This window comes from Nonomuraea sp. NPDC046570, from assembly GCF_040645915.1.
Classification (GTDB): Bacteria; Actinomycetota; Actinomycetes; order Streptosporangiales; family Streptosporangiaceae; genus Nonomuraea.
On record NZ_JBEYZF010000007.1, the window covers coordinates 269,753 to 294,587 of the forward strand.

Annotated in this window: 23 protein-coding genes and 1 tRNA gene; 10 read left to right on the forward strand and 14 right to left on the reverse strand. The window is 71.1% G+C overall.

What is annotated here, in order from left to right; genetic code table 11:
- Position 1: 1 nt before the first annotated feature.
- Positions 2 to 1,240 carry an adenylyl-sulfate kinase gene (gene cysC, locus ABZ911_RS14835; RefSeq protein ID WP_358055222.1) on the forward strand — a complete coding sequence of 413 codons (1,239 nt, stop codon included), beginning with the start codon at positions 2 to 4 and terminating at the stop codon, positions 1,238 to 1,240.
- Positions 1,228 to 2,130, forward strand: a complete 903-nt coding sequence (locus ABZ911_RS14840) for a sulfite exporter TauE/SafE family protein (protein ID WP_358055224.1) — start codon at positions 1,228 to 1,230, stop codon at positions 2,128 to 2,130. Before cysC ends, ABZ911_RS14840 begins: the two co-directional genes overlap by 13 nt.
- On the opposite strand, the gene ABZ911_RS14845 is transcribed toward ABZ911_RS14840, so the two are convergent.
- Entirely contained in the window at positions 2,075 to 3,133 is a 1,059-nt protein-coding gene (locus ABZ911_RS14845) for a glycosyl hydrolase (protein ID WP_358055226.1), read from the reverse strand. The two genes, ABZ911_RS14840 and ABZ911_RS14845, sit on opposite strands and share 56 nt — an antisense overlap.
- 401 nt (positions 3,134 to 3,534) lie before the next feature.
- On the opposite strand from ABZ911_RS14845, the gene ABZ911_RS14850 reads away from it, so the two are divergent.
- Genes ABZ911_RS14850 through ABZ911_RS14875 form a run of 6 tightly spaced genes read left to right on the forward strand, consistent with a single transcriptional unit; the run spans position 3,535 to position 10,086 of the window.
- Positions 3,535 to 4,866 carry a Wzz/FepE/Etk N-terminal domain-containing protein gene (locus tag ABZ911_RS14850; RefSeq protein WP_358055228.1) on the forward strand — a complete coding sequence of 444 codons (1,332 nt, stop codon included), beginning with the start codon at positions 3,535 to 3,537 and terminating at the stop codon, positions 4,864 to 4,866.
- Positions 4,863 to 6,140 carry a hypothetical protein gene (locus ABZ911_RS14855; RefSeq protein ID WP_358055230.1) on the forward strand — a complete coding sequence of 426 codons (1,278 nt, stop codon included), beginning with the start codon at positions 4,863 to 4,865 and terminating at the stop codon, positions 6,138 to 6,140. Before ABZ911_RS14850 ends, ABZ911_RS14855 begins: the two co-directional genes overlap by 4 nt.
- Complete coding sequence (locus tag ABZ911_RS14860) at positions 6,133 to 7,044, forward strand: hypothetical protein (RefSeq protein WP_358055232.1); 912 nt, start codon at positions 6,133 to 6,135, stop codon at positions 7,042 to 7,044. Before ABZ911_RS14855 ends, ABZ911_RS14860 begins: the two co-directional genes overlap by 8 nt.
- Positions 7,041 to 7,895, forward strand: coding sequence for a sulfotransferase (locus ABZ911_RS14865; RefSeq protein WP_358055234.1), 855 nt, complete (start codon positions 7,041 to 7,043; stop codon positions 7,893 to 7,895). Before ABZ911_RS14860 ends, ABZ911_RS14865 begins: the two co-directional genes overlap by 4 nt.
- Positions 7,896 to 7,921: 26 nt before the next feature.
- Positions 7,922 to 9,163, forward strand: coding sequence for a polysaccharide biosynthesis C-terminal domain-containing protein (locus tag ABZ911_RS14870; protein ID WP_358055236.1), 1,242 nt, complete (start codon positions 7,922 to 7,924; stop codon positions 9,161 to 9,163).
- Entirely contained in the window at positions 9,160 to 10,086 is a 927-nt protein-coding gene (locus ABZ911_RS14875) for a sulfotransferase (RefSeq protein WP_358055238.1), read from the forward strand. Before ABZ911_RS14870 ends, ABZ911_RS14875 begins: the two co-directional genes overlap by 4 nt.
- Here the strand turns inward: ABZ911_RS14875 and ABZ911_RS14880 are convergent.
- The 13 genes from ABZ911_RS14880 to ABZ911_RS14940 all read right to left on the reverse strand — a co-directional run bounded on the left by ABZ911_RS14880 (position 10,043) and on the right by ABZ911_RS14940 (position 22,627).
- Complete coding sequence (locus tag ABZ911_RS14880) at positions 10,043 to 10,849, reverse strand: WecB/TagA/CpsF family glycosyltransferase (RefSeq protein ID WP_358055240.1); 807 nt, start codon at positions 10,847 to 10,849, stop codon at positions 10,043 to 10,045. The genes ABZ911_RS14875 and ABZ911_RS14880 overlap by 44 nt on opposite strands.
- Positions 10,846 to 11,766, reverse strand: coding sequence for a glycosyltransferase (locus ABZ911_RS14885; RefSeq protein WP_358055242.1), 921 nt, complete (start codon positions 11,764 to 11,766; stop codon positions 10,846 to 10,848). The genes ABZ911_RS14880 and ABZ911_RS14885 overlap by 4 nt, the downstream gene beginning before the upstream one ends.
- On the reverse strand, positions 11,763 to 12,698 hold the full coding sequence (locus ABZ911_RS14890; RefSeq protein WP_358055244.1) for a sulfotransferase: 936 nt from the start codon (positions 12,696 to 12,698) through the stop codon (positions 11,763 to 11,765). Before ABZ911_RS14890 ends, ABZ911_RS14885 begins: the two co-directional genes overlap by 4 nt.
- Positions 12,699 to 12,786: 88 nt before the next feature.
- The gene (locus ABZ911_RS14895; protein ID WP_358055246.1) at positions 12,787 to 13,995 is read right to left on the reverse strand and encodes a crosslink repair DNA glycosylase YcaQ family protein; all 1,209 of its coding nucleotides are present in this window, start codon (positions 13,993 to 13,995) and stop codon (positions 12,787 to 12,789) included.
- Positions 13,996 to 14,128: 133 nt separating this feature from the next.
- Positions 14,129 to 15,394: a sulfate adenylyltransferase subunit CysN gene (cysN, locus tag ABZ911_RS14900; RefSeq protein WP_358055248.1), complete on the reverse strand. Its 1,266-nt coding sequence runs from the start codon at positions 15,392 to 15,394 to the stop codon at positions 14,129 to 14,131.
- 2 nt (positions 15,395 to 15,396) lie between these two features.
- Positions 15,397 to 16,311, reverse strand: coding sequence for a sulfate adenylyltransferase subunit CysD (cysD, locus tag ABZ911_RS14905; protein ID WP_358055250.1), 915 nt, complete (start codon positions 16,309 to 16,311; stop codon positions 15,397 to 15,399).
- A gap of 17 nt (positions 16,312 to 16,328) precedes the next feature.
- A complete protein-coding gene (locus ABZ911_RS14910; RefSeq protein ID WP_358055252.1) occupies positions 16,329 to 17,093 on the reverse strand; it encodes a 3'(2'),5'-bisphosphate nucleotidase CysQ in 765 nt (254 codons plus the stop codon).
- On the reverse strand, positions 17,093 to 18,481 hold the full coding sequence (locus ABZ911_RS14915) for a sugar transferase (protein ID WP_358055371.1): 1,389 nt from the start codon (positions 18,479 to 18,481) through the stop codon (positions 17,093 to 17,095). The genes ABZ911_RS14910 and ABZ911_RS14915 overlap by 1 nt, the downstream gene beginning before the upstream one ends.
- Before the next feature lie 146 nt (positions 18,482 to 18,627).
- Positions 18,628 to 19,212, reverse strand: coding sequence for an aminoacyl-tRNA hydrolase (gene pth / locus ABZ911_RS14920; protein ID WP_358055254.1), 585 nt, complete (start codon positions 19,210 to 19,212; stop codon positions 18,628 to 18,630).
- Positions 19,213 to 19,290: 78 nt separating this feature from the next.
- Entirely contained in the window at positions 19,291 to 19,902 is a 612-nt protein-coding gene (locus tag ABZ911_RS14925) for a 50S ribosomal protein L25/general stress protein Ctc (protein ID WP_358055256.1), read from the reverse strand.
- Positions 19,903 to 20,000: 98 nt separating this feature from the next.
- Entirely contained in the window at positions 20,001 to 20,978 is a 978-nt protein-coding gene (locus tag ABZ911_RS14930) for a ribose-phosphate diphosphokinase (protein ID WP_358055258.1), read from the reverse strand.
- Positions 20,975 to 22,426 carry a bifunctional UDP-N-acetylglucosamine diphosphorylase/glucosamine-1-phosphate N-acetyltransferase GlmU gene (glmU, locus tag ABZ911_RS14935; RefSeq protein WP_358055260.1) on the reverse strand — a complete coding sequence of 484 codons (1,452 nt, stop codon included), beginning with the start codon at positions 22,424 to 22,426 and terminating at the stop codon, positions 20,975 to 20,977. Before glmU ends, ABZ911_RS14930 begins: the two co-directional genes overlap by 4 nt.
- A gap of 129 nt (positions 22,427 to 22,555) precedes the next feature.
- Positions 22,556 to 22,627 (reverse strand) — tRNA-Gln (locus tag ABZ911_RS14940).
- Positions 22,628 to 22,899: 272 nt separating this feature from the next.
- Between ABZ911_RS14940 and ABZ911_RS14945 the strand changes: the two genes are divergently transcribed.
- Both ABZ911_RS14945 and ABZ911_RS14950 read left to right on the forward strand, forming a co-directional pair.
- Positions 22,900 to 23,844 (forward strand): acyl-CoA desaturase, encoded by a 945-nt coding sequence (locus ABZ911_RS14945; RefSeq protein ID WP_358055262.1) that lies wholly within the window; start codon positions 22,900 to 22,902, stop codon positions 23,842 to 23,844.
- 73 nt (positions 23,845 to 23,917) lie between these two features.
- Positions 23,918 to 24,793 carry a TetR/AcrR family transcriptional regulator gene (locus tag ABZ911_RS14950; RefSeq protein WP_358055373.1) on the forward strand — a complete coding sequence of 292 codons (876 nt, stop codon included), beginning with the start codon at positions 23,918 to 23,920 and terminating at the stop codon, positions 24,791 to 24,793.
- The last annotated feature ends 42 nt before the right edge of the window (positions 24,794 to 24,835 follow it).

Below are 24,835 nucleotides of genomic sequence, written 5' to 3' on the forward strand. Positions count from 1 at the left end.
GATGACGGCGAACCACGAGTGGACCCCTGACGCCCGCGAGCTCGCCGACCTCGAGCTGCTGCTCTCCGGCGCCTTCCACCCGCTGACCGGCTTCCTCGGCCACGACGACCTGCACGCGGTCCACGAGCGCGGCACCCTGGCCGACGGCACGCCCTGGCCCGCGCCGGTCACGCTCCACCTGCCCGAGGAGCACGCCGCCCGCGCGGGCGACACGGTCACGCTGCTCGACCCCGAGGGCGCCGCGCTGGCCGTCCTGACCGTCACCGAGCGCGGTCTCGACGGCCTGGTCGCGGGTCCCGTCGAGGGCCTCGGCCCGGCCGAGCACGGCCCGTTCGCCAGGCTCCGGCTAGGGCCCGCCGACGTGCGCAAGGAGCTGGCCGACCGTCCCGCGCTCGCGGTCACCATGCGCGGGCCGCTCGACGACCTCACTCTGTCGGAGATCCTCGCCACGGCCGAGGAGCTGGAGGCGGTGACGGTCCTGCTCCCCCTGGCGTACGGCGAGACGGGGCCCTCGGTGGTCAGGGCCGCGCTCAAGGCCAGGGACAAACTGCCCGTCGGCACGATGGTGGTGTCCGTCCCGCTCGCCCCCCGCGAGGACCCGGCCATCGACCTGGAGCTGCGCGAGCACGTCGCCGACACCTACGGCGCCACCGAGCACCTGGCCGGTCCCGAGCCGATCACGCTGCCGGGCCCGCCGCACCGGCGCGGCCTGGTCGTCTTCTTCACCGGCCTGTCCGGCTCGGGCAAGTCGACGATCGCCCGCGCGCTGCGCGACTCGCTGCTGGAGCTGGGCACCCGCACGATCACCTACCTCGACGGCGACGTGGTGCGCCATCTGCTGTCCAAGGGCCTGACCTTCGCCAAGGCCGACCGCGACCTGAACATCAGGCGCATCGGCTTCGTCGCCGCCGAGGCCGCCCGGCACGGCGGTCTGGCCATCTGCGCCCCGATCGCGCCGTACGCGGCCACCCGCGAGGAGGTGCGCCACATGGTCGAGTCCGTGGGCGCCGACTTCCTGCTCGTGCACATCGCCACCCCGCTCGCGGAGTGCGAGCGCCGAGACCGCAAGGGCCTGTACGCCAAGGCCCGCGCCGGTCTCATCCCCGAGTTCACCGGCATCTCCGACCCCTACGAGGAGCCCGACGACGCCGACCTGGTGATCGACACCACGCACCTGTCGATCGAGGCGGCCACCTCCAGGGTCCTCGACACCCTCAGGAGCGGCGGATGGATACGCTGATCGATCTCCCCCTGGTCGCCGGATCCTTCTTCGTGGCGATCGTGGTGGGCCTGACCGGCATGGGCGGCGGCGCGCTGATGACGCCGATGATGATGCTGTTCTTCAATGTGCCGCCGCTGGCCGCCGTCTCCAGCGACCTGGTCGCCTCGGCGGTCATGAAGCCCATCGGCGGCGCGGTCCACCTGCGCCGGGGCACCGTCAACCTGCGCCTGGTCGGCTGGCTCTGCGCGGGTTCGGTGCCGGCCGCGTTCTGCGGCGTGTTCGTGGCGCGGGCCTTCGGCGAGGGCGAGGCCGTCCAGCAGGCCGTGAAGATCGCTCTGGGCGTGGCGCTGCTGCTGGCGGTCGCGGGCCTGGCCGCCAAGGCCGTCATCGGCGACAGGGGCGGCTCGGCGAGCGCCAAGGACATCGTCGTGCGCCCATTCCCGACCGTACTGGTCGGTACGGTAGGCGGTCTGGTCGTCGGCATCTCCTCGGTCGGGTCCGGGTCGTTGATCATCGTGGCGCTGCTCGGCCTCTACCCCGCGCTCAAGGCCAACGAGCTGGTCGGCACCGACCTCGTGCAGGCCGTCCCGCTGGTCGCCTCGGCCGCGCTCGGCCACCTGCTGTACGGCGACTTCCAGCTCGACCTCACGCTCTCCCTGCTGGCCGGCTCCATCCCGGGCGTCTACCTGGGCGCCAGGATCTCGGCCAAGGCGCCGGGCGGGATCATCAGGGCGCTGCTGGCGATCGTGCTGCTCGCCTCGGCGCTCAAGCTGCTCGGCGTCGGCAACGGCACGACCCTGTGGGTCCTGGCGGCGGCGACCCTGGCCGGCGCGACCGCCTGGCGGCTGCTGCCTAGGGCCGCGGCACGGCGGTCGCCCGAAAGTGCGGATCGCGAGCCAGCTCACTGAAGGCCCGGCCCGCCGCCGTGTCGGTGTCGAAGCGCGTGTCGCCCCTCGGCGCGCGCGGCGAGTCGAAGTAGACCAGCGCCTTGATCTGCGGGTAGTGCCTGATCTGCTTGCGCACCGAGAGGTAGAAGTCGCGCTTGGCCGCCCGGTCGAACACCCCCCACTCGGCGACCATGACCGGCTTGCCGGGGAAGCGCCACTGCATCCAGCGGTAGAAGCCGGGCCAGCGGGTGTTCTCCTTGCGCACCTTGTTGATCAGCCCGTCGAAGTCGCGGACCCGGTCGTCGACGTAGGGGTCCATCGCCACCCAGTCGACCACGTCGTCGCCCGGGTAGAGCTGCTCGAACCACGGCTCGGCGGCCCAGTTGGGCGCGCCCATGTAGGTCATCACCATCACCGCGTTCTTCACGCCCCGCTCGCGCAGCCGCAGCACCACGTGGCGGTACATCGCCGCGTAGTCGGCGGCCGTCATCCCCGATCTGGGCCCGGCCTTGACGTCGTTCTCCGGCTCGTGGTGCACGGTGAGGAAGAACCGCTCCGGAAAGGTCTGCCTGATGTGGTCGGCCAGGCGGTCGATCCGCTTGTCGAGCGCGCCCGCGGCGATCTCGGCCCAGGTCCTGTCGAAGGACGGCTTCCAGTTGATCAGCAGCAGCCTGGGCGCGGACGGGTCGCGGGCGAGCGCTACCTCCTTGGCGTTCGGGAAAAGCTCGGAGCCCCGGTGGTAGACGTGCATGATGTCGGCGGTACGGCGCATCCGCCGCTCGGCGTTCTGCAGGGCCTGCACCGGGCCGAGACCGGTGAAGATCTCCGGTGCGACGCCCCACCACGCCCCGCAGGCGGGGATGAGCTTGGCGGTCACCTGGCAGGCGGGTGATTCGGCGAGACCCAGCAGCCCGTCGACCTTGGCCGCTTCGGGGGCCTCGGCGCGGGGCGCGGCGGTGCCCGCGGCCTTGGAGCAGGCGGGCAGTCCGGTGAGCACGCCGAGCGCGAGAATCGCCACCGCCATTCGCCGGATTCTTACGCTCTTTGCGGCATAGTTCATCAATTCTCCCCGTCGATGCAAGGCCGTCCAACTCCCCTCGAACCCATTCTTTGACCGCCTGCTTGCCTGGCCCCCGCCACGGCAATCTCCCACCATGCCATCCCCGCAGCCTGCACGGTCTCGAACTCCATGACCTTTTCCCGCATTTCCCGGCGAGGGCTCGACGGATATTTCTGCTTAATTCGGACTATTGCTGGGTGATTGGTGGAGCCGTACCGGAGAAAATCTGTTGTATTCAGTCGGTGAAATCTCTGCCGCCCCTATAGTGGGCGAGCGCATCGCAGCGCCGGTCGGCCGTCGCCGATTACTCTGAGTCCCTTCACGGCTACCCGCAGCAGCACCGGCCCCAGGGAGATCCCACCTTCATGAGCCTGTCGCCGGATACTCCGATCCGCCGCTCCGGCACGGAGCTGGCCGAGCACGTCTCGCTGCTCCGGCGGCGCAGGGTGCTGTTCCTCGGCTGCCTGCTCCTCGGGCTCACCGCCGGGCTCGCGCTGATGCGGGTCACCCCACCGGCCTACACCGCGACCACCCAGGTGCTGGTCGCCTCCACGGGCGTGCAGGAGCAGCCCAACCAGGTCACCAACCGGCAGCGTGAGTCGCTCAACCTGGACACCGAGGCGCAGATCGCCCAGTCCGCCGTCGTCGCCGGCAAGGCCGCCGCGCTGCTGCGCACGGCCACGCCCGAACCGGCCGAGGTGTCGGTGCCGCCCAACTCCTCGGTGCTGTGGATCTCCGTCACCGCCGCCGACCCCGCCACCGCCGCCGCGCAGTCCACCGCCTACGCCAAGGCCTACCTCGACCATCGCGCCGAGACCGCGCGGACGGCCGTGACGGTCCAGCTCAGGGCGCTGCTCGCCAAGCTCAAGCAAGTCAACGCGTCCCTCGGCAAGGTGGTCGTGGAGATGGCCGCGCTGCGCAGGGGCAGCGCCGAGCACACCATGGCCGCCGAGCGGCAGAAGGTGCTGAGCCGCCAGGTCTACACCCTCACGATGAAGTTCGACGCGCTGAAGACCGTCGCGGTCACCCCGGGCTCGGTGATCAGCGAGGCCGCCGCGCCGGACGAGCCCAGCTCACCCAGCCTGCCGCTGTACCTCGGCAGCGGGCTCATGCTCGGCCTGCTGGCCGGGGCCGGAGCGGCCTACACGCGCGACCGGCTGGACCTCAGGCTGCGGAGCGCCGCCGACGTCGAGCGGCTGAGCGGGCTGCCGGTGCTGGCCGACCTGGCCGGCCCGCTCGACCGCCACACGCTGCACGACCTGGCCTCCTCCGTGACGGCGGCCTGCCCCGGCGAGCGGCTGCTGGTCAGGACCGTGCCCGCCGAGCTGGGCTGCTCGCCGGTGGCCGAGCCGCTGTCGGCGAGCGTGCGGCTGGCGGTGCTCGACGGGACCGACGTCGGGGACCTGGCCAGGGCCGACGCGGCCCTGCTGCTGGTCGGTCTGCGCCGGGCCACCGCGGCGGACGTGGCGGCGGCCGTACGGCACCTGCGCGGGCAAGGCGTGCCGGTCGTCGGCGTGGTCACCACCACCAACCCGCTGCCGCCCGCGCCCGAGCGCACCGTGCCGCCCGCCTACGGCAAGGCGGTGCTGGAGAAGCTGGTCTACCCGACCAACGGCGCCCCGAGGCCCATCGTGCCCGACGCGCCCGAGACGTTCCCCATGCCGCAGGTGTCCAAGGCCCCTGGCAAGCCGGCGTGACACGGGAGGGCAGGGCGGCCTGGCCGATCGGCGCGCTGCTGATCGGCTACCCGCTCTGGTGGGCCCTCGGCTTCGGCGGCCTCGCGGTGATCGTCGTGGCCGTGCCGATGACCGTCGTGCTGTGGCGGCGCAGGCCGATCAGGGTGCCGCACGGGTTCGGGCTGTGGCTGCTGCTGCTGGCCGGATACCTGCTGAGCGCGTTCATGCTGGCCGAGACCCCGGCCGGCACCTACGGCGAGCTCGGCGCGGGCCGCCTGGCCGGCTACGCCATGCGGCTGGCCCTCTACGTCTCGCTGCTGGTCATGGTCCTCTACCTGGGCAACCTGACCGAGCGGGAGTTGCCCCAGCTCAGGCTCGTCCGCATGCTCGGCGTGCTGTTCGTGACCACGGTGGCGGGCGGCCTGCTCGGCGTGTTCTTCCCGTCGTTCGCCTTCACCGCGCCGCTGGAGCGGGTGCTGCCCGACTGGATCGGCGGCAACTCCTTCGTGCAGAACCTCATCCACCCGACCGCCGCCCAGATGCAGAAGGTCCTCGGCCACGCCTCCCCGCGCCCCGAGGCGCCCTTCGAGTGGGCCAACGCGTGGGGCAGCAACCTGTCGATCCTGCTCATCTGGTTCGTCGTCGGCTGGTGGGTGTACGGCGACGCCCGGCGCAGGGCCGCCGCGGTGGTGCTGATCGCGCTGGCCGCCATCCCGGTCGTGTACTCGCTCAACCGCGGCCTCTGGATCGGCCTGGGCCTGGCCGCGGTGTACCTGATGGCGCGGGTCGCGGGCCGTACCCGGCTGACGATCTGCCTGGCCGGGGCGGCCGGCGCGCTCGCGTTCACGCTCAGCCCGCTGGCCGGTCTGGTCGGCCAGCGGATCGACAGCCCGCACAGCAACGACATCAGGGCGTTCACCGTGACGGCCACCGTCCAGGCGGCGACCGAGTCGCCGTTCATCGGCTTCGGCAACACCCGCAACGCCATGGGCAACCATCGCACGGTCACCACCGGCAAGACCCAGTGGTGCGGCGAGTGCGGCCATCCCCCGCTGGGCAGCGACGGGCAGCTGTGGCTGCTGGTCATCACCCAGGGCTTCGTCGGCGCGGTGCTGTACGTCGCGTTCTTCGCGGGGGCGGTGCGCCGCCACTGGGCCGACCGCAGCCCGATCGGGCTGGCGGGCGTGCTGGTGATGATCCTCGTGCTGTTCTACATGTTCGTCTACGACGGCCTGGTCACGCCGCTCAGCCTCTACCTCATCTCGTTCGCCCTGCTGTGGAGGAACCATGCCTAGAGACGCTCGTCTGCGTCTGCGCTATCTGGGCCAGACCGTCCGGCTGCTCTATCCGCGGCCGGTCACGCCGCGGGCCTACAGCCTGCTCCCGCACGCCGTGCTGCCGCGCAGGCTGGCGCCCAGGCGGTGGTGGCACGGCCTGCTCGGGCGCAAGATCATGCTCGGCGTGGAAGGGTCGGTGGAGAGCCATCTCAGCGAGGTGTTCGGCTCGCCGATCCGGGCCGTCCTGCACGTGCGCCCGGCCCGGCGGGGCAACCGCAAGCCGATCCTGGAGGCGCACGACGCCGCCGGGCTGGTCGCGTTCGTCAAGATCGGCGACACGGACCGGGCCCGCGAACTCGTCACCGCCGAGGCGGCGACCCTGCGGAAGCTCGCCGACCTGCCGCTGAAGACGGTCGTGCCGCCCGCCGTACTCCACCACGGGGTCTGGGACGACCTGGCGGTGCTGGCGCTGTCGCCGCTGCCCGTGCGCCGCCGGGCCCGCGTGCCCGCCGCGCTGCTGACCGACGCGATCAGCGAGATCGCCGCCACCGGCGGGCGCGACGGGCACGCCTGGCACGGCGACCTGGCGCCGTGGAACATGTCCGCCTCCGCCGACGGACGGCTGCTCGTCTGGGACTGGGAACGGTACGAGACCGGGGTGCCGCTCGGCTTCGACGCCCTGCACCACCTGTTCCAGCGCCTGCTGCGGCGGATGGACCCGCCGCTCGCCGCCCGCGCCTGCCTCTCCCAGGCGCTGCCCGCGCTGGCCCCGCTGGGCCTGTCGGCGGCGCAGGCGCGGACGACCGCCCTGCACTACCTCATCGCGATGGCCGACCGGCACGCCTCGGACGGCCACGAGCCGCTCGGCCCCGCGCGGCACTGGCTCAACCCGCTCGTCGATCACCAGGAGCTCCTCGCGTGAACGCCTTGAAGCACTCGATCCTGTCGGTCTCGCGCACCGCCGGGCGGCTGACCTGCGGCGGCCGGATGCTGCCGGGCTTCCTCATCGTGGGCGCGCAGCGCTGCGGCACCACCTCGCTGTACCGGGCGCTGGCCCAGCATCCGCTGCTCACCAAGTCCGTCCTGCACAAGGGCGTCCACTTCTTCGACGTCGGCTACGAGCGCGGCCTCGACTGGTACCGCGGCCACTTCCCGCTCAAGGTCGGCGCATCCCTGCTCAAGCGCCGGTACGGCACCGCGCCGCTGGCCTTCGAGTCCTCCCCCTACTACCTGTTCCACCCGCTGGCCCCCGAGCGCATCGCCCGCGACCTCCCCGGGGTGAAGCTGATCGTGCTCGTCCGCGACCCCGTCGAGCGGGCCTTCTCCGCGCACTCCCACGAGCTGGCCAGGGGCTTCGAGACCGAGTCGCACTTCGAGTACGCGGTCGAGCTGGAGGCCAGGCGGCTGGCCGGGGCCGAGGAGAGCCTGCGGTCCCAGCCGTACTCCGTCCACCACTCCCACCGCCACCACGCCTACCTGGCCAGGGGGCGGTACGCGGAGCAGCTCGACCGGCTGGAGCCGCTGTTCGGGCGCGACCGCATCCTGGTGGTGGACAGCCACCGGTTCTTCGCGGAGCCGGAGCGGGTGTACGACCGGGTGCTGGAGTTCCTGGGGGTGCCGCACCTGCAGGACCCGGTGTTCGAGCGCCACAACGGGAGGGCTCGTCCCAAGCCGATGCCGATCTCGGTCCGCCAGACGCTCACCGACCATTTCGAGGTGTACGACACGCAGCTCGTCCCCTGGCTGGGCGGCGACCCCTCATGGCGGCGGTGACCCCGCCGGCCGCTGGGCTTGGCCGGGTGGCTCGTGGGGGGCTGGCTGGGATCGCCGGGGCCGGGGTGACCGCTTCGGCGCAGTTCCTGCTGGTCGTGGTGGTGACCCGGGCGTTCAGCGCGGAGCAGGCGGGAGCGTTCTTCACCGCCACCGCGCTGGCGTTGATGGTCGCCGGGATCGCGAAACTGGACGCGGGCAACGGGCTGATCTACTTCATCGCCCGCGCCAGGACCTACGACTACCGGGGCGTGTCCGGGTATGTCAGGGCGGCGGTGGTGCCGGGCGTGGTCGTCTCCTCGGTGGCCGCGCTGCTGCTGTATCCGCGGCTCGGGCCGATGGTCCTGGTCCTGCCGTGCATGGTCTGCGCCGACATCCTGCTCGCGGCCACCCGGGGCTTCGGCTCGATGCGACCGACGGTGCTGCTCGACGGCCTCACCCTCCCGGTGGCCCAGCTCGCCCTGGTGACCCTCGTCGCCCTCGTCGCGGACGCTTCGTGGCTTCTTCCGCTGGCGTGGGGGATGCCGTATGTGCTCGTGCCGCCGCTGGTCCTGTTCTGGCTGCGTCGGCGGGTGCCGCGGACGCCGTACCTGCCGGGGACCGGGCGCGATCTGTGGCGGTACACCGCGCCGCGGTCGGTGGCGGCGGCGATTCAGGCCGTGTTCCAGCGGCTCGACATCGTGATCGTGGCCGTGCTCGCCGGGCCCGCGCAGGCGGCCGTGTACACCGCGGCGACCCGGTTCAAGGTGGTCGGGCAGCTCGCCAACCAGGGGTTGGCGCAGGCCGTACAGCCGCGGCTGGTGCGGGCGCTCGCCGACGGGGACCTGCCGCGGGCGCGGGAGCTGTACCAGGCGGCCACAGTCTGGCTCGTGGTCCTGACCTGGCCGGTCTGGGTGGTGTACGCGGCGCTGGCCCCGTGGCTGCTGGACCTCTTCGGCGCCGGGTACGACCGGGCGGCGCCCGTGGCGCTGGTGCTGGCGGGGACCATGATGCTGGCCACGGCGTGCGGCATGGTGGACGTCGTCCTCACCGCCGCCGGGCACACCACCGGCAGCCTGGCCAACCTGGTGGCGGCGGTCGGCTGCACCGTGCTGCTCGACCTGGCGCTCGTCCCCGGCCACGGCGCTCTGGGGGCGGCACTCGGCTGGGCGGGCGGCGTGATCGTCAAGAACCTGCTGCCCCTGTGGCAGCTCCACCGGCGTTACGGGCTGCACCCGTTCGGCAGGCACAGCGCCGCCGCGCTCAGATTCCGCTCATGGGCGACGGCATGACGGCCCCCCCTGTCCTGGTCACCGGGCTGCCCCGCAGCGGGACCAGTTGGACGGGCAGGATGCTGGCCGCCGGCGGCGACCTCGTGTACGTCAACGAGCCGCTGAACCCGGAGCACCCTCCAGGCCGCTGCCCCGGCGTGCTGCGGGCCTCGGTGACCCACAGATTCCAGTACATCTGCGATGACAACGCCGACCAGTGGCTGCCGGCGTTCCGGGACACGACGGCCCTGCGCTACCGGTTCCTGGCCGAACTGCGCCGCAACCGCTCGCCGTACGACCTGGCGCGGCTCGTCCGCTACGGCACGTCCTTCACCTACGGACGGCTCACCGGCCGCCGGGCGCTGCTGGACGACCCGTTCGCGGTGCTGTCAGCCGCCTGGTTCGCCAAGTCCCTCGGCTGCCGGGTGATCGCGCTGGTCCGCGACCCGGTGTCGTTCGTGGGCAGTTGGACGCGGCTCGGCTGGACCGTCTACTTCCACGAACTCCTGGAGCAGCCGCTGCTGCTGCGCGACCACCCGGAGATCGAGGAACTGCGCCCGCTGATCGGCTCCCAGGACCGCCTGGCCAAGGCCGCCGCCCTCTGGCGGGTGACCCACACGATCCTCGCCCGGCTCGACGGCGTCCACCTCGTCTCCTACGACGACCTGGCCGCCTCCCCGGTGCCGGAGTTCAGACGCCTGTACGACTACGCCGGGCTCACCTGGTCGCCGACGGCGGAACGCCGCATCGTGGGAGCCTGCTCCGCGGGGCCCGCCCGGGAGGGAGGGTTCTCCTGGTCGGGCCTGTCCCGCACCGCCTTCACGCCCATGGACTCCCGCCGGTCCCTGACCTCCTACCGCACCCGCCTGACCGCCCCCGAGATCGCCAGAGTCCGGGCCCTCACGGGTAGTGGCGCAGAAGACGGTGGGTCAGGGCGCGGGTGAGCAGGCGGGCGGCGAAGGGGAGGTCGTCGATCAGGTAGCGGCCGGCCAGCCTGCCGGGCTCGCCGAGCAGGCGGAACATCCACTCCAGGCCGGACGCCCGCATCCACTCGGGCGCGCGCCGTGCCGTGCCCGCCGCGAAGGCGATCGCCGAGCCGCAGCCGACGAACCAGGTGTCGGGGAGGTCGTCGCGCAGGCTCGCGATGAGCCGATCCTGCTTGGGGAAGCCCAGGCCGACGAAGGCGATGCGGGGCTCCGCCTCGATGACGGCCCGCCTGACCAGGTCGCGCCCCTCACGCGTCTCCGCGAAGTCGTACGGCGGCGCGTCGACACCGCACACCTCCAGCCCGGGGTGGTAGGCGCCGAGCTCGTCGGCCGCCTGTTCGGCCACGCCGGGTGGCCCGCCGAGCAGGTAGACGGGGAAGCCGTGGCGGGCGGCGGCCTTGCTGAGGGACCAGATGAGGTCAGCGCCGGTGACGCGTTCGGGAAGGGGCGTCCCCCGGAGCTTCGACGCCCAGACCAGGGGCATGCCGTCGGCCACGACCACTTCGGCCTGCCGCAGCAGCCGCCGGGAGACGGGGTCCTTGGCGACGGAGGCGCAGATGTCGATGTTCGGGGTGATGATGTGCCCGCCCCTGCCCGAGTTCAGTTCGGCGACCACATGGGCGATCACGTCCTGCTCGGTGAACGGATCGATGTCGACCCCCGCCAGCCGCACTCGCGGCGGGCGGGGGAAGGGCGCGGGGTTCGGGGTGGACGGGATCAAATTCCGTGGCCTCGGCTGTGCAGGAGGGCGAGGACGGCCGCTGCGGGGATGAGACCCAGGGCGACGGCCAGGGCGATGGGGGCGCGGGGTTCGCCGAGTCTGGCGGCGAAGGTGCGGGCCGCCCAGTGGCCGGCCTCGCGGCGGTGGCCGAGCGCCGCGTGGTGGAAGGCCAGCTGACCGTAGATCCGCGCCGCGCCGCGCGGATCCACGGCCAGTTCGGGGTGCCGGGCGAGCATCCATTCGAGCCCGGCGATGCGGTCGGCCCAGCGGGTGGCGTACTGGGAGGCGCCCCACGAGACGCGGACGAGCGGGCGGTCCACGTGGGCGATCGGGTGGCGTTTGGCCGCGCGCAGGGCCAGGTCCCAGTCCTCGTTCTGGCCCGCCGGGGCGCTCTCGTCGACCCACAGCGTGCCGCGCCGGAACAGGAAGGTCGAGGAGTGCACCATCACCATGCGGGAGCGGACCAGGTCAGCCTGGGTGACCGTGTCGGTGCCGGCCAGCCGGGGGACGCGGCGGGAGCCGTACTCGACCTCGATGGCGCAGCTCGCGAACTCGGCGCCGCCGGTGAGGGCCGCGGCCTGGGCGGTGAGCTTGCCGGGGAGCCACACGTCGTCGTCGTCGCAGAAGGCGACCAGGTCGGCGGCGGAGGCGGCGATGCCGGTGTTGCGGGCACCGGGGAGGCCGGGGGTGAGCGTGTTGGGCAGCACGCGGGCCCGCTGGTGGTCGGCGCCCGGCCTGCGGGGCGCGATCACGTCGGCCACCTGCTCGGCGACGGCCGCCGGGTCGCCGCCGTCGACGACGATGACCAGTTCGAGGGGGCCTGCGTAGTTCTGGGCGAGTACGGCGCGGGCCGCGGCTCGGAGTTGTTCGGGCCGGTCGCCCGTCGTGGGGATCACCACGGCGACGGAAGGCGTCATGCCGCCGCTCCGCGATAGCCGTATCGAGCCATGAGAGGGCCGGTGAGACCCGCGACCAGGGCGCGGCGGCCACGAGGTAGTCCTGAGCGCCAGGAGTCGTCACGGGCCAGCTCGACGGCACCGACGGTGAAGCGCATCGGATTCCCCGACGCGGTGTGCGCGATCCCCAGCCTGGCGGTGGCTCCCGTGAGGAAGCCGTCCGGCAGCGCACCCGTCGAGTGGGGGCCGGTCTGGTTGACGCCCAGAGTGGCGGTCAGGGTGTGCAGAGCGGGGCCGGGGGCGGCGAGGAGGTCCTCGTAGCGGATCCTGGTGACGGGGACGCCGCGCCGGGAGAGCAGGTCGAGGGCGAGGTTCTGGGCCGTCCAGTGGAGTGAGGTGCGGACGGGGCCCCAGCGGGTCATCGGGCGGCCGTCCTCGGGGCGTTCGACGGTCCGGTGCCAGGAGTGCGCGACCGCGCGCGGGTCCCTGACCACATGCACCACGTGCACGTCCACACCGCCCGCCGCCAGGCAGAACGCCAGGGAGGCGTGCTTGCTGGAGTCGATCACCACTTCGGCCCCGGCGACCTCGGCCGCCGCCTGGTAGACGCGGCTGTAGGCGGTGACGTACTCGTCGAGGTCGGGGTGGCCGAGGAACGGTATCCGGCGAGTACGGTCGACCCGCCGGCGCAGCGCGAGCACCCGCTCGGCCAGCCCCGCGGACCAGCCGCCGAACGCCCGCTCCCCCACCTCGCCCCAGAACGGGCACGCGGCGAACATCTCCCCGCACCCGCACGGCTCACCGCCCAGCACCCCCCGCCTCCACAGATGCACCACCTCGCCGAGCGGGACGACCCCCGGGATCTCGCCCAGAAGTCGCTCCAGCAGTGTCGTGCCGCTGCGGCCGAGCCCACCCAGGAAGATCACCCGGGCGGCGGGCGTACGGTCAGTCACGGGTGACCCCCACGTGGTGTGGATGCGGATCGTGGAGACGTTAGCGCGGAGAGTAATCGCGTGGTCACCAAACCCGCAAAGGATCTACCTAAGACCGCCAGGCGTCCGGGACTGCCCCCTCGTACCGGATCTCGCCCGCGCCGACGAACCGGGCGAGGTCGGCGACGGCCGCCGCCACGGCGGACGCCTCCCGCTCCCCCACGCCGGGCTCGGCGTACATCCCTTCGATCGTGAGCACGCCCGTGCGCCGGTCCAGCCGGGGTGCGATCCGCCCGATGAGCCGGTCGCCGTGCAGGATCGGCAGGATGTAGTAGCCGTACTGGCGCTTGGCCTTGGGCACGTACATCTCGGTGCGGAAGGCGAAGTTCCACAGCCGTTCGGTGCGCGCCCGATGGCAGATCAGGTTGTCGAAGGGGGAGAGCAGCGTGGTGCGCGGCTCCCACTGCCCGTTCGTGACGCGCTCCAGCGTGGGGAGCAGGTCGGCGTGCACGTACCACCGCTCGGTCGCGGGAGCCCCCTCGATCCCGGCCCGATGGACCCGCCCCTCGGCCTCCAGGCCGGCGAGCACCTCGGCGAGCCCCGGGTAGCGGCCTCGGATGAAGTGCTCCTCGATGTCGCCGGGACGCGCCACCCCCAGGGAGCGCAGCGCGTGCTCGGCCGCCCTGGCGACCACCTCGCGCTCGTCGAGCGGCTCGTACGCGGCCAGGGCTGGCAGGAAGCGCTCGGTCAAGTCCCATACCCGGGCCCTGCGGTGGCGTCCGGCGACCACCACGACGCCCTGGAAGCGCAGGATGTCGAGCATGCGCTCCACGCTGCGCCCGGTGGACCACCCGCTGGACTCCCACGGAACGACCGCCACGTCCTCGAACGCCTCGGCCGCCAGTGGCCCCTCGTCGCGGAGCCGGTCGAGGATGTGCGTCCTGAGCCGCTCGTTGACCTCCAGCCAGTCCCGTAACCGGTTCCCGTAGGCGCCGGCGGTCTTCGGGTAGCGGCGCATCATGAGCTGGTGCAGGGGGTAGTCCTCGGTCAGCACGATCGAGGCGGCATGCGCCCAGTACTCGAACAGGCGCCGCTCGTCCCAGCGCAGCGCGTCGAGCTCTCCCGCGTCGAACGCCCCGAGGCGGCTCCACAGCACCAGTTCATGGCTTCGGGCGACGACGTTGATCGGGTCCAGTTGCAGGCACCGCAGCCTCTGGAGCACCTGCCAGAGACCCTCGGGCCGCCGCCCGTCCAGCAGCTGGCTGGAGACGGCCAGCCTGCGGGCGTCCCGCTCGCTTATCGTCAGTGTGTTCGACATGGGGACTAGAGAACCCCCAAGCCGGTGGGCGCGCAACCGATACGGCGTAACGGGGGGACGACGCGCGCCCGAGTGGCGTCAACGGACGGGCGCGCGCACGGCGGCGGGCGGTAGCCGTACAGGAAGGGCGGAGCTACGCGCGGGCGTCGACGACCATCCCCGCGGCGACGGTGTTGTTGGTGGCCTCGTCGATCAGGACGAAGCCGCCGGTCAGGCGGTTTCGTGCGTAGTCGTCCACGAACAGCGGCTGGGTGACCCGCAGGGAGACCCGGCCGATCTCGTTGAGGCCCAGCCCGGTCGCGGACTCGTCGCGGTGCAGCGTGTTGACGTCGAGCCGGTACTGCAGGTCGCGGACCAGGGCGCGGGCGGTGCGGGTGGTGTGCTTGATGGTCAGTTTGGAGCGCGGCGTCAGCTTCACCCCGTCGGCCATCCAGCAGACCATCGCGTCGATCTCCTGGGCGGCCTGCGGCTGGTTGTTCGGCCGGCAGATCATGTCGCCGCGGGAGATGTCGATGTCGTCCTCCAGCCGGATCGTCACCGACATGGGCGGGAACGCCTCTTCGACGGGCCCGTCGAAGGTGTCGATCGCGGCGATCCTGGTGGTCAGGCCCGACGGCAGGTGCAGGACCTCGTCGCCCGGCTTGAGCACGCCGCCCGCGACCTGGCCCGCGTAGCCGCGGTAGTCGTGGAAGGCGTGGTCGGTGGCGCGCTGCGGCCGGATGACGTACTGCACGGGGAAGCGCACGTCGACCAGGTTGCGGTCGGAGGCGATGTGCACGTTCTCCAGGTGGTGCAGCAGCGAGGAGCCGTTGTACCAGGGCATGTTCTCCGAGCGGGAGACGACGTTGTCGCCGTTGAGCGCGGAGATCGGGATGAAGGTCAGGTCGGCGACGTTCAGCTTGGAGGCGAACGCGGTGAACTCCTCGCGGATCTCCTCGAAACGCTCCTCGGCGTAGTCGACCAGGTCCATCTTGTTGACCGCGAGCACCAGGTGCGGCACCCGCAGCAGCGAGGTCAGGAACGCGTGGCGGCGGGACTGCTCCAGCACGCCCTTGCGCGCGTCGATCAGGATGATCGCCAGGTCGGCGGTGGAGGCGCCGGTGACCATGTTGCGGGTGTACTGGATGTGGCCGGGGGTGTCGGCGATGATGAACTTGCGCCGCGGCGTGGCGAAGTAGCGGTAGGCCACGTCGATGGTGATGCCCTGCTCCCGCTCGGCGCGCAGGCCGTCGGTGAGCAGCGACAGGTCGGTGTACTCGGTGCCGCGGTCGCGGGAGGTGCGCTCGACGGCCTCGAGCTGGTCCTCGAAGATCGCCTTGGAGTCGAAGAGCAGGCGTCCGATGAGGGTCGACTTACCGTCGTCGACGGATCCGGCGGTGGCGAAACGAAGAATGTCCATTGTTAGAAGTAACCCTCACGCTTGCGGTCTTCCATGGCGGCTTCGGAAGCCCGGTCGTCGGCCCGGGTCGCGCCCCGCTCCGTGAGCCGCGTCGCCGCGATCTCCTCGATGATCTCCTCGACCGTCACGGCCGTGGACTGCACGGCGCCGGTGATGGTGAGGTCTCCGACGGTGCGGTAGCGGACGACAGCCTCGAAGGTCGGCTCGTCGTCGCCGCGGGTGATCCACTCGCTGTCGGCGAGCAGCATGCCGTCGCGCTCGAAGACCGTGCGGGTGTGCGCGAAGTAGATCGACGGGATCTCGATGCCCTCGCGGCGGATGTAGTCCCAGATGTCGAGCTCGGTCCAGTTGGACAGCGGGAACACCCGGATGTGCTCACCCTGCCGGATCCGCCCGTTGTAGATGTTCCACAGCTCGGGGCGCTGGTTCTTCGGATCCCACTGGCCGAAGTCGTCGCGGAAGGAGAAGACCCGCTCCTTGGCGCGGGCCTTCTCCTCGTCGCGGCGGGCGCCGCCGAAGACGGCGTCGTAGCGGTTCTCCTCGATGGCGTCGAGCAGGGTGGTCGTCTGGAGCCGGTTGCGGGAGGCTCGACGCCCCTTCTCCTCGGTGACCCGGCCCTGGTCGATGCTGTCCTGGACCGAGGCCACGACGAGCTTGGCGCCCAGCTCCGCCACCCTGCGGTCGCGGAACTCGATGACCTCGTCGAAGTTGTGGCCGGTGTCGACGTGCATGAGCGGGAACGGGATCGCGGCCGGCCAGAACGCCTTCTCCGCCACGCGGAGCATGACGATGGAGTCCTTGCCGCCGGAGAAGAGCAGACACGGGCGCTCGAACTCCGCCGCCACCTCACGCATGATGTGAATGGCCTCGGCCTCAAGGACGTCGAGCTGCGACGTCGTGTAGTCGCGCTGGAGCATGCGGGCTTCCTCCGGCATTAGCGGTGCAGGTCGCGGATCCCGGCGAGCAACGTTGGCGCCAGTTCCGGTAGGGAAACAAGGATATCCGGAAGTGAGGGGTCCTTCTGGTTGTAGGCCAGCTCGGAGCCGTCGATTCGGCTCGCGTGGGCCCCCGCCGCCTGTGCCACGGCCACCGGAGCGGCGGAATCCCACTCGTACTGGCCGCCGGCGTGCACATACGCCTCGACCTCGCCGGTGAGCACCGCGGAGATCTTCGCCCCCGCCGAGCCGATCGGCACCAGGTCCGCGCCCACCAGGTAGGCGAGGTTCTGCACGAAGGCCGGAGGCCGCGAGCGGCTGACCGCGATCCGGATCCGGCCCTTCTCCGCGGTCGCCAGCTTCGGCGGCGCGGCCGTCGTGAGAGTACGGCCCTGCGCGGGCAGCGCCACCGCGCCGGCGACGAGCTCACCCCGCTCCCAGAGCGCCACGTGCACCGCCCAGTCGGCGCGCCCCTCCTCGGCGAACTCGCGGGTGCCGTCGAGCGGATCGACGATCCACACCCGGTCCGCCGTCTGCCTGCGCGGGTCGAGGCGTTCCTGCTGGGTCGCCTCCTCCGACAGCACGCAGTCGCTCGGCCGCAGCCGCGCCAGCGCCTCCATCAGGTACAGGTGCGCGGCCTGGTCACCCTGGGCGCGCAGCTCCGGCGGCTCACCGAAGCCCACCCGCTCGCGCAGCTCCAGCAACCGCTCGCCCGCCTGGGTGGCCAGATCGGCCGCCAAGGCGTGGTCGTCGCGAATCGTCATCAATATGCTCCTTGCCCGCGGGCGACGGCCGACCAAGTCTTCCACAGGATCTGCAGGTCCAGCATGAGGGACCAGTTCTCCACGTAACGCAGGTCCAGGCGGACCGATTCCTCCCACGACAGATCCGACCTGCCGCTGACCTGCCAGAGCCCGGTCAGCCCCGGGCGTACCAGGAGCCGGCGGCGCACGTCGTCGCCGTAACGGGCCACCTCCTCCGGCAGCGGGGGCCGGGGACCCACCAGGGACATGTCCCCGAGCAGGACGTTGACGAGCTGCGGCAGCTCGTCGAGCGAGTGCCGCCGCATGAGCGCGCCCAGCGGGGTCACCCGCGGGTCCTTGCGCACCTTGAACAGCAGGCCGTCGGCGTCGCTGGACAGCTCCACCTTCAGCCGCTCGGCGTCCTGCCGCATCGTCCTGAACTTCACGATCGTGAACAGCCTGCCGTCCCTGCCCACCCGCGTCTGCCGGAAGAACGCGGGACCCGGACTCGATGTTCGCACGGCGAAGGCCAGCCCTGCCAGCAGCGGCGCGAGCGTGACCAGCAGGAATCCGGCGATGAGCCGGTCGAAGACGTTCTTCACCAGTTGCCTGACGCCGGTCAGCTCGGGGTGCTCCACATGCAGCAGCGGCAGTCCGGCCGCGGGCCTGATCGTGGTGCGCGGTCCCGCGACCTCCATCAGGGCGGGGGCCACGACCAGCTCGGTGTGCGTCCGCTCCAGGCGCCAGGCCAGGCGGCGCAGGGCCAGGCCGTCCATCTCGGGGCAGGCGAGCACGGCCACCGTGTCGGCGCCGAGCTGGCTCACCACCAGCGGCACGTCGGAGAAGCCGCCCGCCACGGGGACTCCGCCGACCACACCGCCGGGCGTGTCGTCCGGCAGGCAGGCGGCCACGATCTCCATGCCGTGGTAGCGCTCCCGGCGGAACCGGTCGACCAGCTCGGCGACGCCCGCCCGGTGGCCGACCGCGACGACCCGGCGCATGCACCGGCCGCCTGCCCGGCGGGCGTGCAGGGAGCGGCGCAGGCCGTACCTGAAGAGCAGGGTCAGCAGGGTGGTGAGGGGGAGGGCGACGATGACGTAGCCGCGGGCGACGTCGGTCTTGGTGAGGTAGGAGCAGATGGCGGTCGCGGCGGTCAGTGCCAGGCCGCACCGGACGATCCGGCGGAACTCCTCGGAGCCGACGCCGATCAGGCGGGGCTCGTAGGCCTTGTTCAGCGCCACCGCGCCCACCCAGAGCAGCGGGAGCGCGGCGCTGAGCAGGGCGTACGGCGTGACGTAGGGGGTCAGCTCGCCGAACCTGGCGGAGAAGGCCAGCGCGGCGCTCGCCGCGGCGCAGCCCAGGTCGCTCACGAGCGCCTGCAGGCGGTAGGAGCGCACCCAGCCCGGCATGCGAGAGCGGGCCCGCCAGGGTCCGGCCTCCACGACGGTCACCAGCCGCTCCACGCAGCGCCTCCCCCCGTGACTGATCAACAGACAGTCATGGAATGGTAGCCGCGCGCTACGGTACGCCCAGTGCGAACGTCCCTATGTGGTGATCAGCGAGGAGGGCCCGAAATGTTCAGGTCGACGCTGTGGAAGGCGTTCTGGGTAGCCTCCAGACCCTTCTCCATCAGCGACTCGACCACGTCGGCGGCGCGGTCGACCAGGAAGGCCAGATCCTTGCGCTCGGCGGTGCCGAAGTCCTTGAGCACGTAGGCCGCGGGGTCCATGCGGCCGGGCGGGCGGCCGATGCCGAAGCGTACGCGCAGGTAGTCGCGGGTGCCGAGGACCTTGGTGATCGACTTGAGCCCGTTGTGCCCGTTGTCGCCGCCGCCCAGCTTGGCCCTGAGCGCGCCGTACGGGATGTCCAGTTCGTCGTGGACGACGATGAGGCGGTCGGGGGTGATCTTGTAGAAGTCGGCCAGCGCCTTCACCGGGCCGCCCGACAGGTTCATGAACGACAGCGGCTTGGCCAGCACCGCGCCCCGGGTCTCCAGCACCTCGGCGCGGCTCCGGTGCGCCTTGAAGCGCCCGCCCGCCCTGGCGGCCAGCTCGTCCAGCACCATGAAACCGGCGTTGTGCCGGTGGCCTGCGTACTCGGCGCCGGGATTGCCCAGCCCGGCGATCAACCAGCGGTCCATACGCCTTTCCCACTCCTCCGGATGAACAGGAACGGGGCAGCCGCCCGGCTACCCCGTCCATGGTCGTGCGGTGACGCCTTACTCGGCGGCCTCGGTGCTCTCGCCCGCGGCGGCCTCGCCCTCGGCGGCCTCGCCCTCCTCCTCGGCGACCTCGACCTGCTTGGCGCTGACCTGCAGCACCAGCAGCTCGGGGTCGGCGGCCAGGACGGCGCCCTTGGGCAGTTTCAGGTCGCCGGCGGTGATCGAGGTGCCGACCTCCATGCCCTCGACGTCGACCTCGACACCGGTCGGGATGTGGGTGGCCTCGGCCTCGACGGCGATCGAGACGAGCTGCTGGTCGAGCAGGCCCTCGGAGTTGACGTCGCCGACGGTGGTGACCGGGATCTCGACCGTGACCTTCTCGCCGCGCTTGACCAGGAGCAGGTCGAGGTGCTCGATGAAGCCCCTGATCGGGTCGCGCTGCACGCCCTTCGGCAGGGCCAGCTCGTCGACGCCGTCACCCTTGAGGTGGATCAGCACGTTGGCCGTGCGCAGCGCGAGGAGGACCTCGTGGCCGGGCAGGGTGAGGTGCTTGGGGTCGATGCCGTGGCCGTACAGAACGGCGGGCACCTTGTCCTGGCGGCGGATCTTGCGCGCGGCGCCCTTGCCGAACTCGCTGCGCGGCTCGGCGGCGATACGGACTTCAGACATGACATCTCCTAGGGATGCTGGAAGATCTTGGGATGTGCGCTCCCCCTCACCCGCCCTAGCGGAAGGCGTTACGAACGCAACCTCACTAGGTTACCCGGTCAGGAGTCGCCCTCGAACATGCTCGTCACCGAGCCGTCGCTGAACACCTCGGTGATGGCCCGCGCGATCAGCGGCGCGATCGACAGCACGGTCAGCTTGTCGAAGCGCTGCTCCTCGGGCAGCGGCAGGGTGTTGGTGACGATGACCTCGGAGATGTTGGAGTTCTTCAGCCGGTCGACCGCGGGGTCGGAGAAGACCGCGTGCGTCGCGGCCACGATCACGTCGGAGGCGCCCTGCTCGAACAGCGCGTCGGCGGCCTTGCAGATCGTCCCGGCGGTGTCGATCATGTCGTCGATCAGCACACAGGTACGGCCGCGCACCCGGCCGACGACCTCGCTCACCTTCACCGAGTTGGCCACGTCGAGGTCGCGCCGCTTGTGGATGAAGGCCATCGGCGTGCCCAGCGTGTCCGCCCAGCGCTCCGACAGCCGCACGCGGCCCGTGTCGGGCGAGACGATCGTGGTGTTGGCGAGGTCGAGCTTGTTCTTGAGGTAGTTCTCCAGGACCGGCATGGCGAACAGGTGGTCGACCGGGCCGTCGAAGAAGCCCTGGATCTGCGAGGTGTGCAGGTCGATCGACATCAGCCGGTCGGCGCCCGCGGTCTTGAACAGGTCGGCCATCAGCCTGGCGGTGATCGGCTCGCGCCCGCGGCCCTTCTTGTCCTGCCGGGCGTAGCCGAAGAACGGCATGACCACGGTGATGCGCTTGGCGGAGGCCCGCTTCAGCGCGTCGACCATGATGAGCTGCTCCATGATCCACTTGTTGATCGGGCCGGTGTGGCTCTGGATCACGAAGGCGTCGCAGCCGCGGACGGATTCGAGGTAGCGGGCGTAGATCTCGCCGTTGGCGAAGTCGATCAGTTTGGTCGGCGTCAGGGAGACCCCGAGGTTCTCCGCCACCTCCTGGGCCAGCTCCGGATAGGCCCGGCCGGAGAAGAACATCAGCTCTTTCTCGCCCGGCTGCTTGATGCTGGTCACGTGCCACTCTCCCGCTGTTCTTGCTCGGCCAGCGCCCTTTCGGCCGCCGCAGCCGACTTCGTGCCCGCGCGCCTGCGCAAGACCCATTTCTCGATGTTGCGCTGCCGCGCCCTGGCCACGCCGATCGCCCCTGGCGGAACGTCGTCGATGATCGCCGATCCGGCGGCCGTGTAGGCTCCGTCACCGACTGTCACCGGAGCGACCAGCATGGTGTCACACCCCACGAAGGCGCCATCGCCCACGGTGGTGTGATGCTTGTTGACGCCGTCGTAGTTGACGAAGATGGCCGACGCGCCGATGTTGGCGTTCCTGCCGATCGTCGCGTCGCCGACATAGGTCAGGTGCGGCACCTTGGCGCCCTCACCGACGTTGGCGTTCTTCATCTCGACGAACGTTCCGGCCTTCGCGCCGCGCGCGAGGACCGTACCGGGCCGGAGGTAGGCGAAGGGGCCCACGGACACCTGGGGGCCGATGACCGCGCCGTCGCAGACCGCGTTGCGCACCACCGCGCCCGCGCCGACCTCGGTGTCGGTGAGCGTGCTGGCCGGCCCCACCTCGGCACCCGACTCGACGCGGGTACGGCCGTGCAGTTGCGTGCCGGGGTGGATCACCGCGTCGGCCTCGACCGTGACGCCGACGTCGATCCAGGTGCTCGACGGGTCGACGATCGTCACACCGGCGCGCATGTGGGCCTCCAGGACGCGCCGGTTGAGCACCCCGCGCGCGAAGGAGAGCTGGACGCGGTCGTTGACGCCCTCGACCTCGACGTAGTCGGCCGCGAGGTGCGCGCCGACCCGGTGGCCGTCCTCGCGCAGGATCGACAGCACGTCGGTGAGGTACTCCTCGCCCTGGACGTTGTCGGTGGAGACCCGCTTGACCGCGTCGGCCAGGAGCAGGCCGTCGAAGGCGTAGACGCCGGAGTTCATCTCGTTGATGGCCCGCTGCTCCGGGGTGGCGTCCTTCTCCTCGACGATGCCGAGGACGGCGCCGCCTCCGTCGCGGACGATCCGCCCGTAGCCGGTCGGGTCGGGCACCTCGGCGGTCAGTACGGTGACCGCGTTGCCCTGCCGTTCGTGGCCGGCGAGCAGTTCGCCGAGCGTCTGGGCGCGCAGCAGCGGCGTGTCGCCGTAGGTGACGAGGACCGTCCCGGCGATCGGGCCGACCTCCTCCAGGACCGTGCGGACGGCGTGGCCGGTGCCGCGCTGTTCGGTCTGGACGATGGAGCGCGCGTCGGGGCTGGTCTCGGCGAGGTGGCCGCCGACGCGTTCGCGGGCGTGCCCGATGACGACGATGAGCCGTTCGGGCGAAAGGTCTCTGGCGGCGGCGAGCATGTGGTCGACCAGGGCGCGGCCGCACAGCTCGTGAAGAACTTTGGGGGTCTGGCTCTTCATCCGGGTGCCCTCGCCTGCGGCGAGGACGATGACGGCGGCCGGGCGCGGCACACTCACGGACTGAGGCTCCCTGTGGCTGGACGGTTCAGGGTTCAGGTACGGCTACCGCACCGAAACCCCCCCGACACCGTGAGGATACCTTCCCTTTCGGACCCCGCTCCTAGCCGGGTCCGAGCTCACCACCAGCTCCGGCGCCAGGGCTCGAACCTGGACAACGGACTCCAAAGGACCGCGAGCTGCCAATTACTCAACGCCGGAAAAACGGACATCCTGCCGGGCGCCCGCGGCACCTAGCCTACCGGCGTTCGATCCCTCGCGCTGATCCGGAATCGAAGTGAGCCGCCACGAGAGATCTACCGAACCCATAACAGACCCTCTCGAGGCCCGCAAGCCACGAACCACACGCACGACACGACACGCCGCGTCAGCTTCACGACATTAACCGTTGAGACATTCCTAACTTACGATGGCGTAGGTTACGGTTGCGTAGCCCGGACATACTTCCCCATACATGTCGTGAGAGGTAGCCCATGACCGTTCTCGCCGAGCGACCCGCACCAGGCCCGAAGCCCGATGTGGAGCCGGAGCCGAAGAGCCGGGCCGAGATCATCACCTTCGGCCTCGTCATCAGCCTGCCCCTGATCGCGGTCGCCACCGCCGTACCGTTCGCCTGGGGCTGGGGACTCGGCTGGACCGACATCGCCATCGCCTTCGTCTTCTATGTGGTCTCGGGTCTCGGCGTCACGGTCGGCCTGCACCGGTACTTCACGCACGGCTCGTTCAAGGCCGGGCGCGCCATGAAGATCGCGCTGGGCATCGCCGGCAGCCTCTCGCTGGAGATGTCGGTGCTCGACTGGGTGGCCACCCACCGCAAGCACCACAAGTTCTCCGACAAGGACGGTGACCCGCACTCTCCGTGGCGCTTCGGGCCGGGGTTCAAGTCGATGTCCAAGGGCCTGCTGTACGCGCACATGGGCTGGCTGTTCGAGAGCGAGCGGACCAACAGGGAGAAGTACGCCCCGGATCTGGTCAAGGATCCCGACATCGTCAAGCTGCACAAGTGGTTCCCCATGCTGGCGCTGACCTCGCTGGTGCTTCCCGCCATCCTGGGCGGGCTGCTCACCTGGTCCTGGCAGGGTGCGGTGACCGCCTTCTTCTGGGGCACGCTGATCCGCATCGGCCTGCTGCACCACGTCACCTGGTCGATCAACTCGATCTGCCACGTCTTCGGCGACGAGGCTTTCGAGGTCCGCGACAAGTCGCGCAACGTGTGGTGGCTGGCCATCCCGTCCTTCGGCGAGTCGTGGCACAACCTGCACCACTCCGACCCGACCTGCGCCCGGCACGGCGCGCTCAAGGGGCAGATCGACCTGAGCGCGGGTCTCATCCGGATCTTCGAGAAGCTCGGTTGGGTTCACGACGTGCGCTGGCCGACCCCGGAGCGGCTGGCGGCGAAGCGCATTGGCCAGCATTGATACCACGGTGCCCGGTAATCAGCCGGGCACCGTCATGATGGAGCCTGTGACCGAACCCCGATCCCGCAAGCGCATGACCGGAAAAGAGCGAAGAGAACAGCTGATACAGATCAGCCGCGCGTTGTTCGCCGAGAAGGGGTTCGACGGGACCTCGATCGAGGAGATCGCCGCCACGGCGCAGGTCTCCAAGCCGGTGGTGTACGAACACTTCGGCGGCAAGGAGGGCGTCTACGCGGTGGTGGTCGACCGCGAGATGCAGAAGCTGCTCGGCATGATCACCGAGGCGCTGGCCGCCTCGCACTCGCTGATCAAGCTGGAGCGGGCCGCGCTGGCCCTGCTCCGCTACATCGAGGAGAGCAGCGAGGGCTTCCGCATCCTGGTGCGCGACTCGCACGCCGCCTCGGGCACCGGCACGTTCGCCAGCCTGATCAGCGAGATCGCCAGACAGGTCGAGGACGTGATGGCCGACGAGTTCGCCGGGCGCGGCTACGACCCGAAACTGGCCCCGATGTACGCGCAGATGCTCGTCGGCATGGTCGCGCTGACCGGGCAGTGGTGGCTCGACGTGCGCAAGCCCGGCCGCGAGGAGGTCGCGGCGCACCTGGTCAACCTGGCCTGGAACGGGCTGACCGGCCTGAACCCCACGCCCGGCATCACCGCGGCGACCCGGACGCACCCCGCCGCGACCAGGCCGCTGCCGCCCCGCCCCTCCGACAAGGAGCTGCGCGAGCTGGAGCGGGCCCGCGAGAAGGAGCTCAAGGAAGCGGAGAAGGCGCGGGCCCGCGAGCTCAAAGAGGCGGAGAAGGCCCGGGAGCGGGAGCTGAAGGAGCGCGAGCGGCAGGTGCGCGAGGCGGAGAAGGTGCGTGAGCGGGAGGAGCGACTCCGCCAGCGCGAGGCCAAGCTCGCCGAACGAGCCGCGAAACTGGCCGATCAGGACCAGTCAGAATAAGTCGTTGAGATGAAATTAACGTTCCGTTCAACCTGAGTGGGC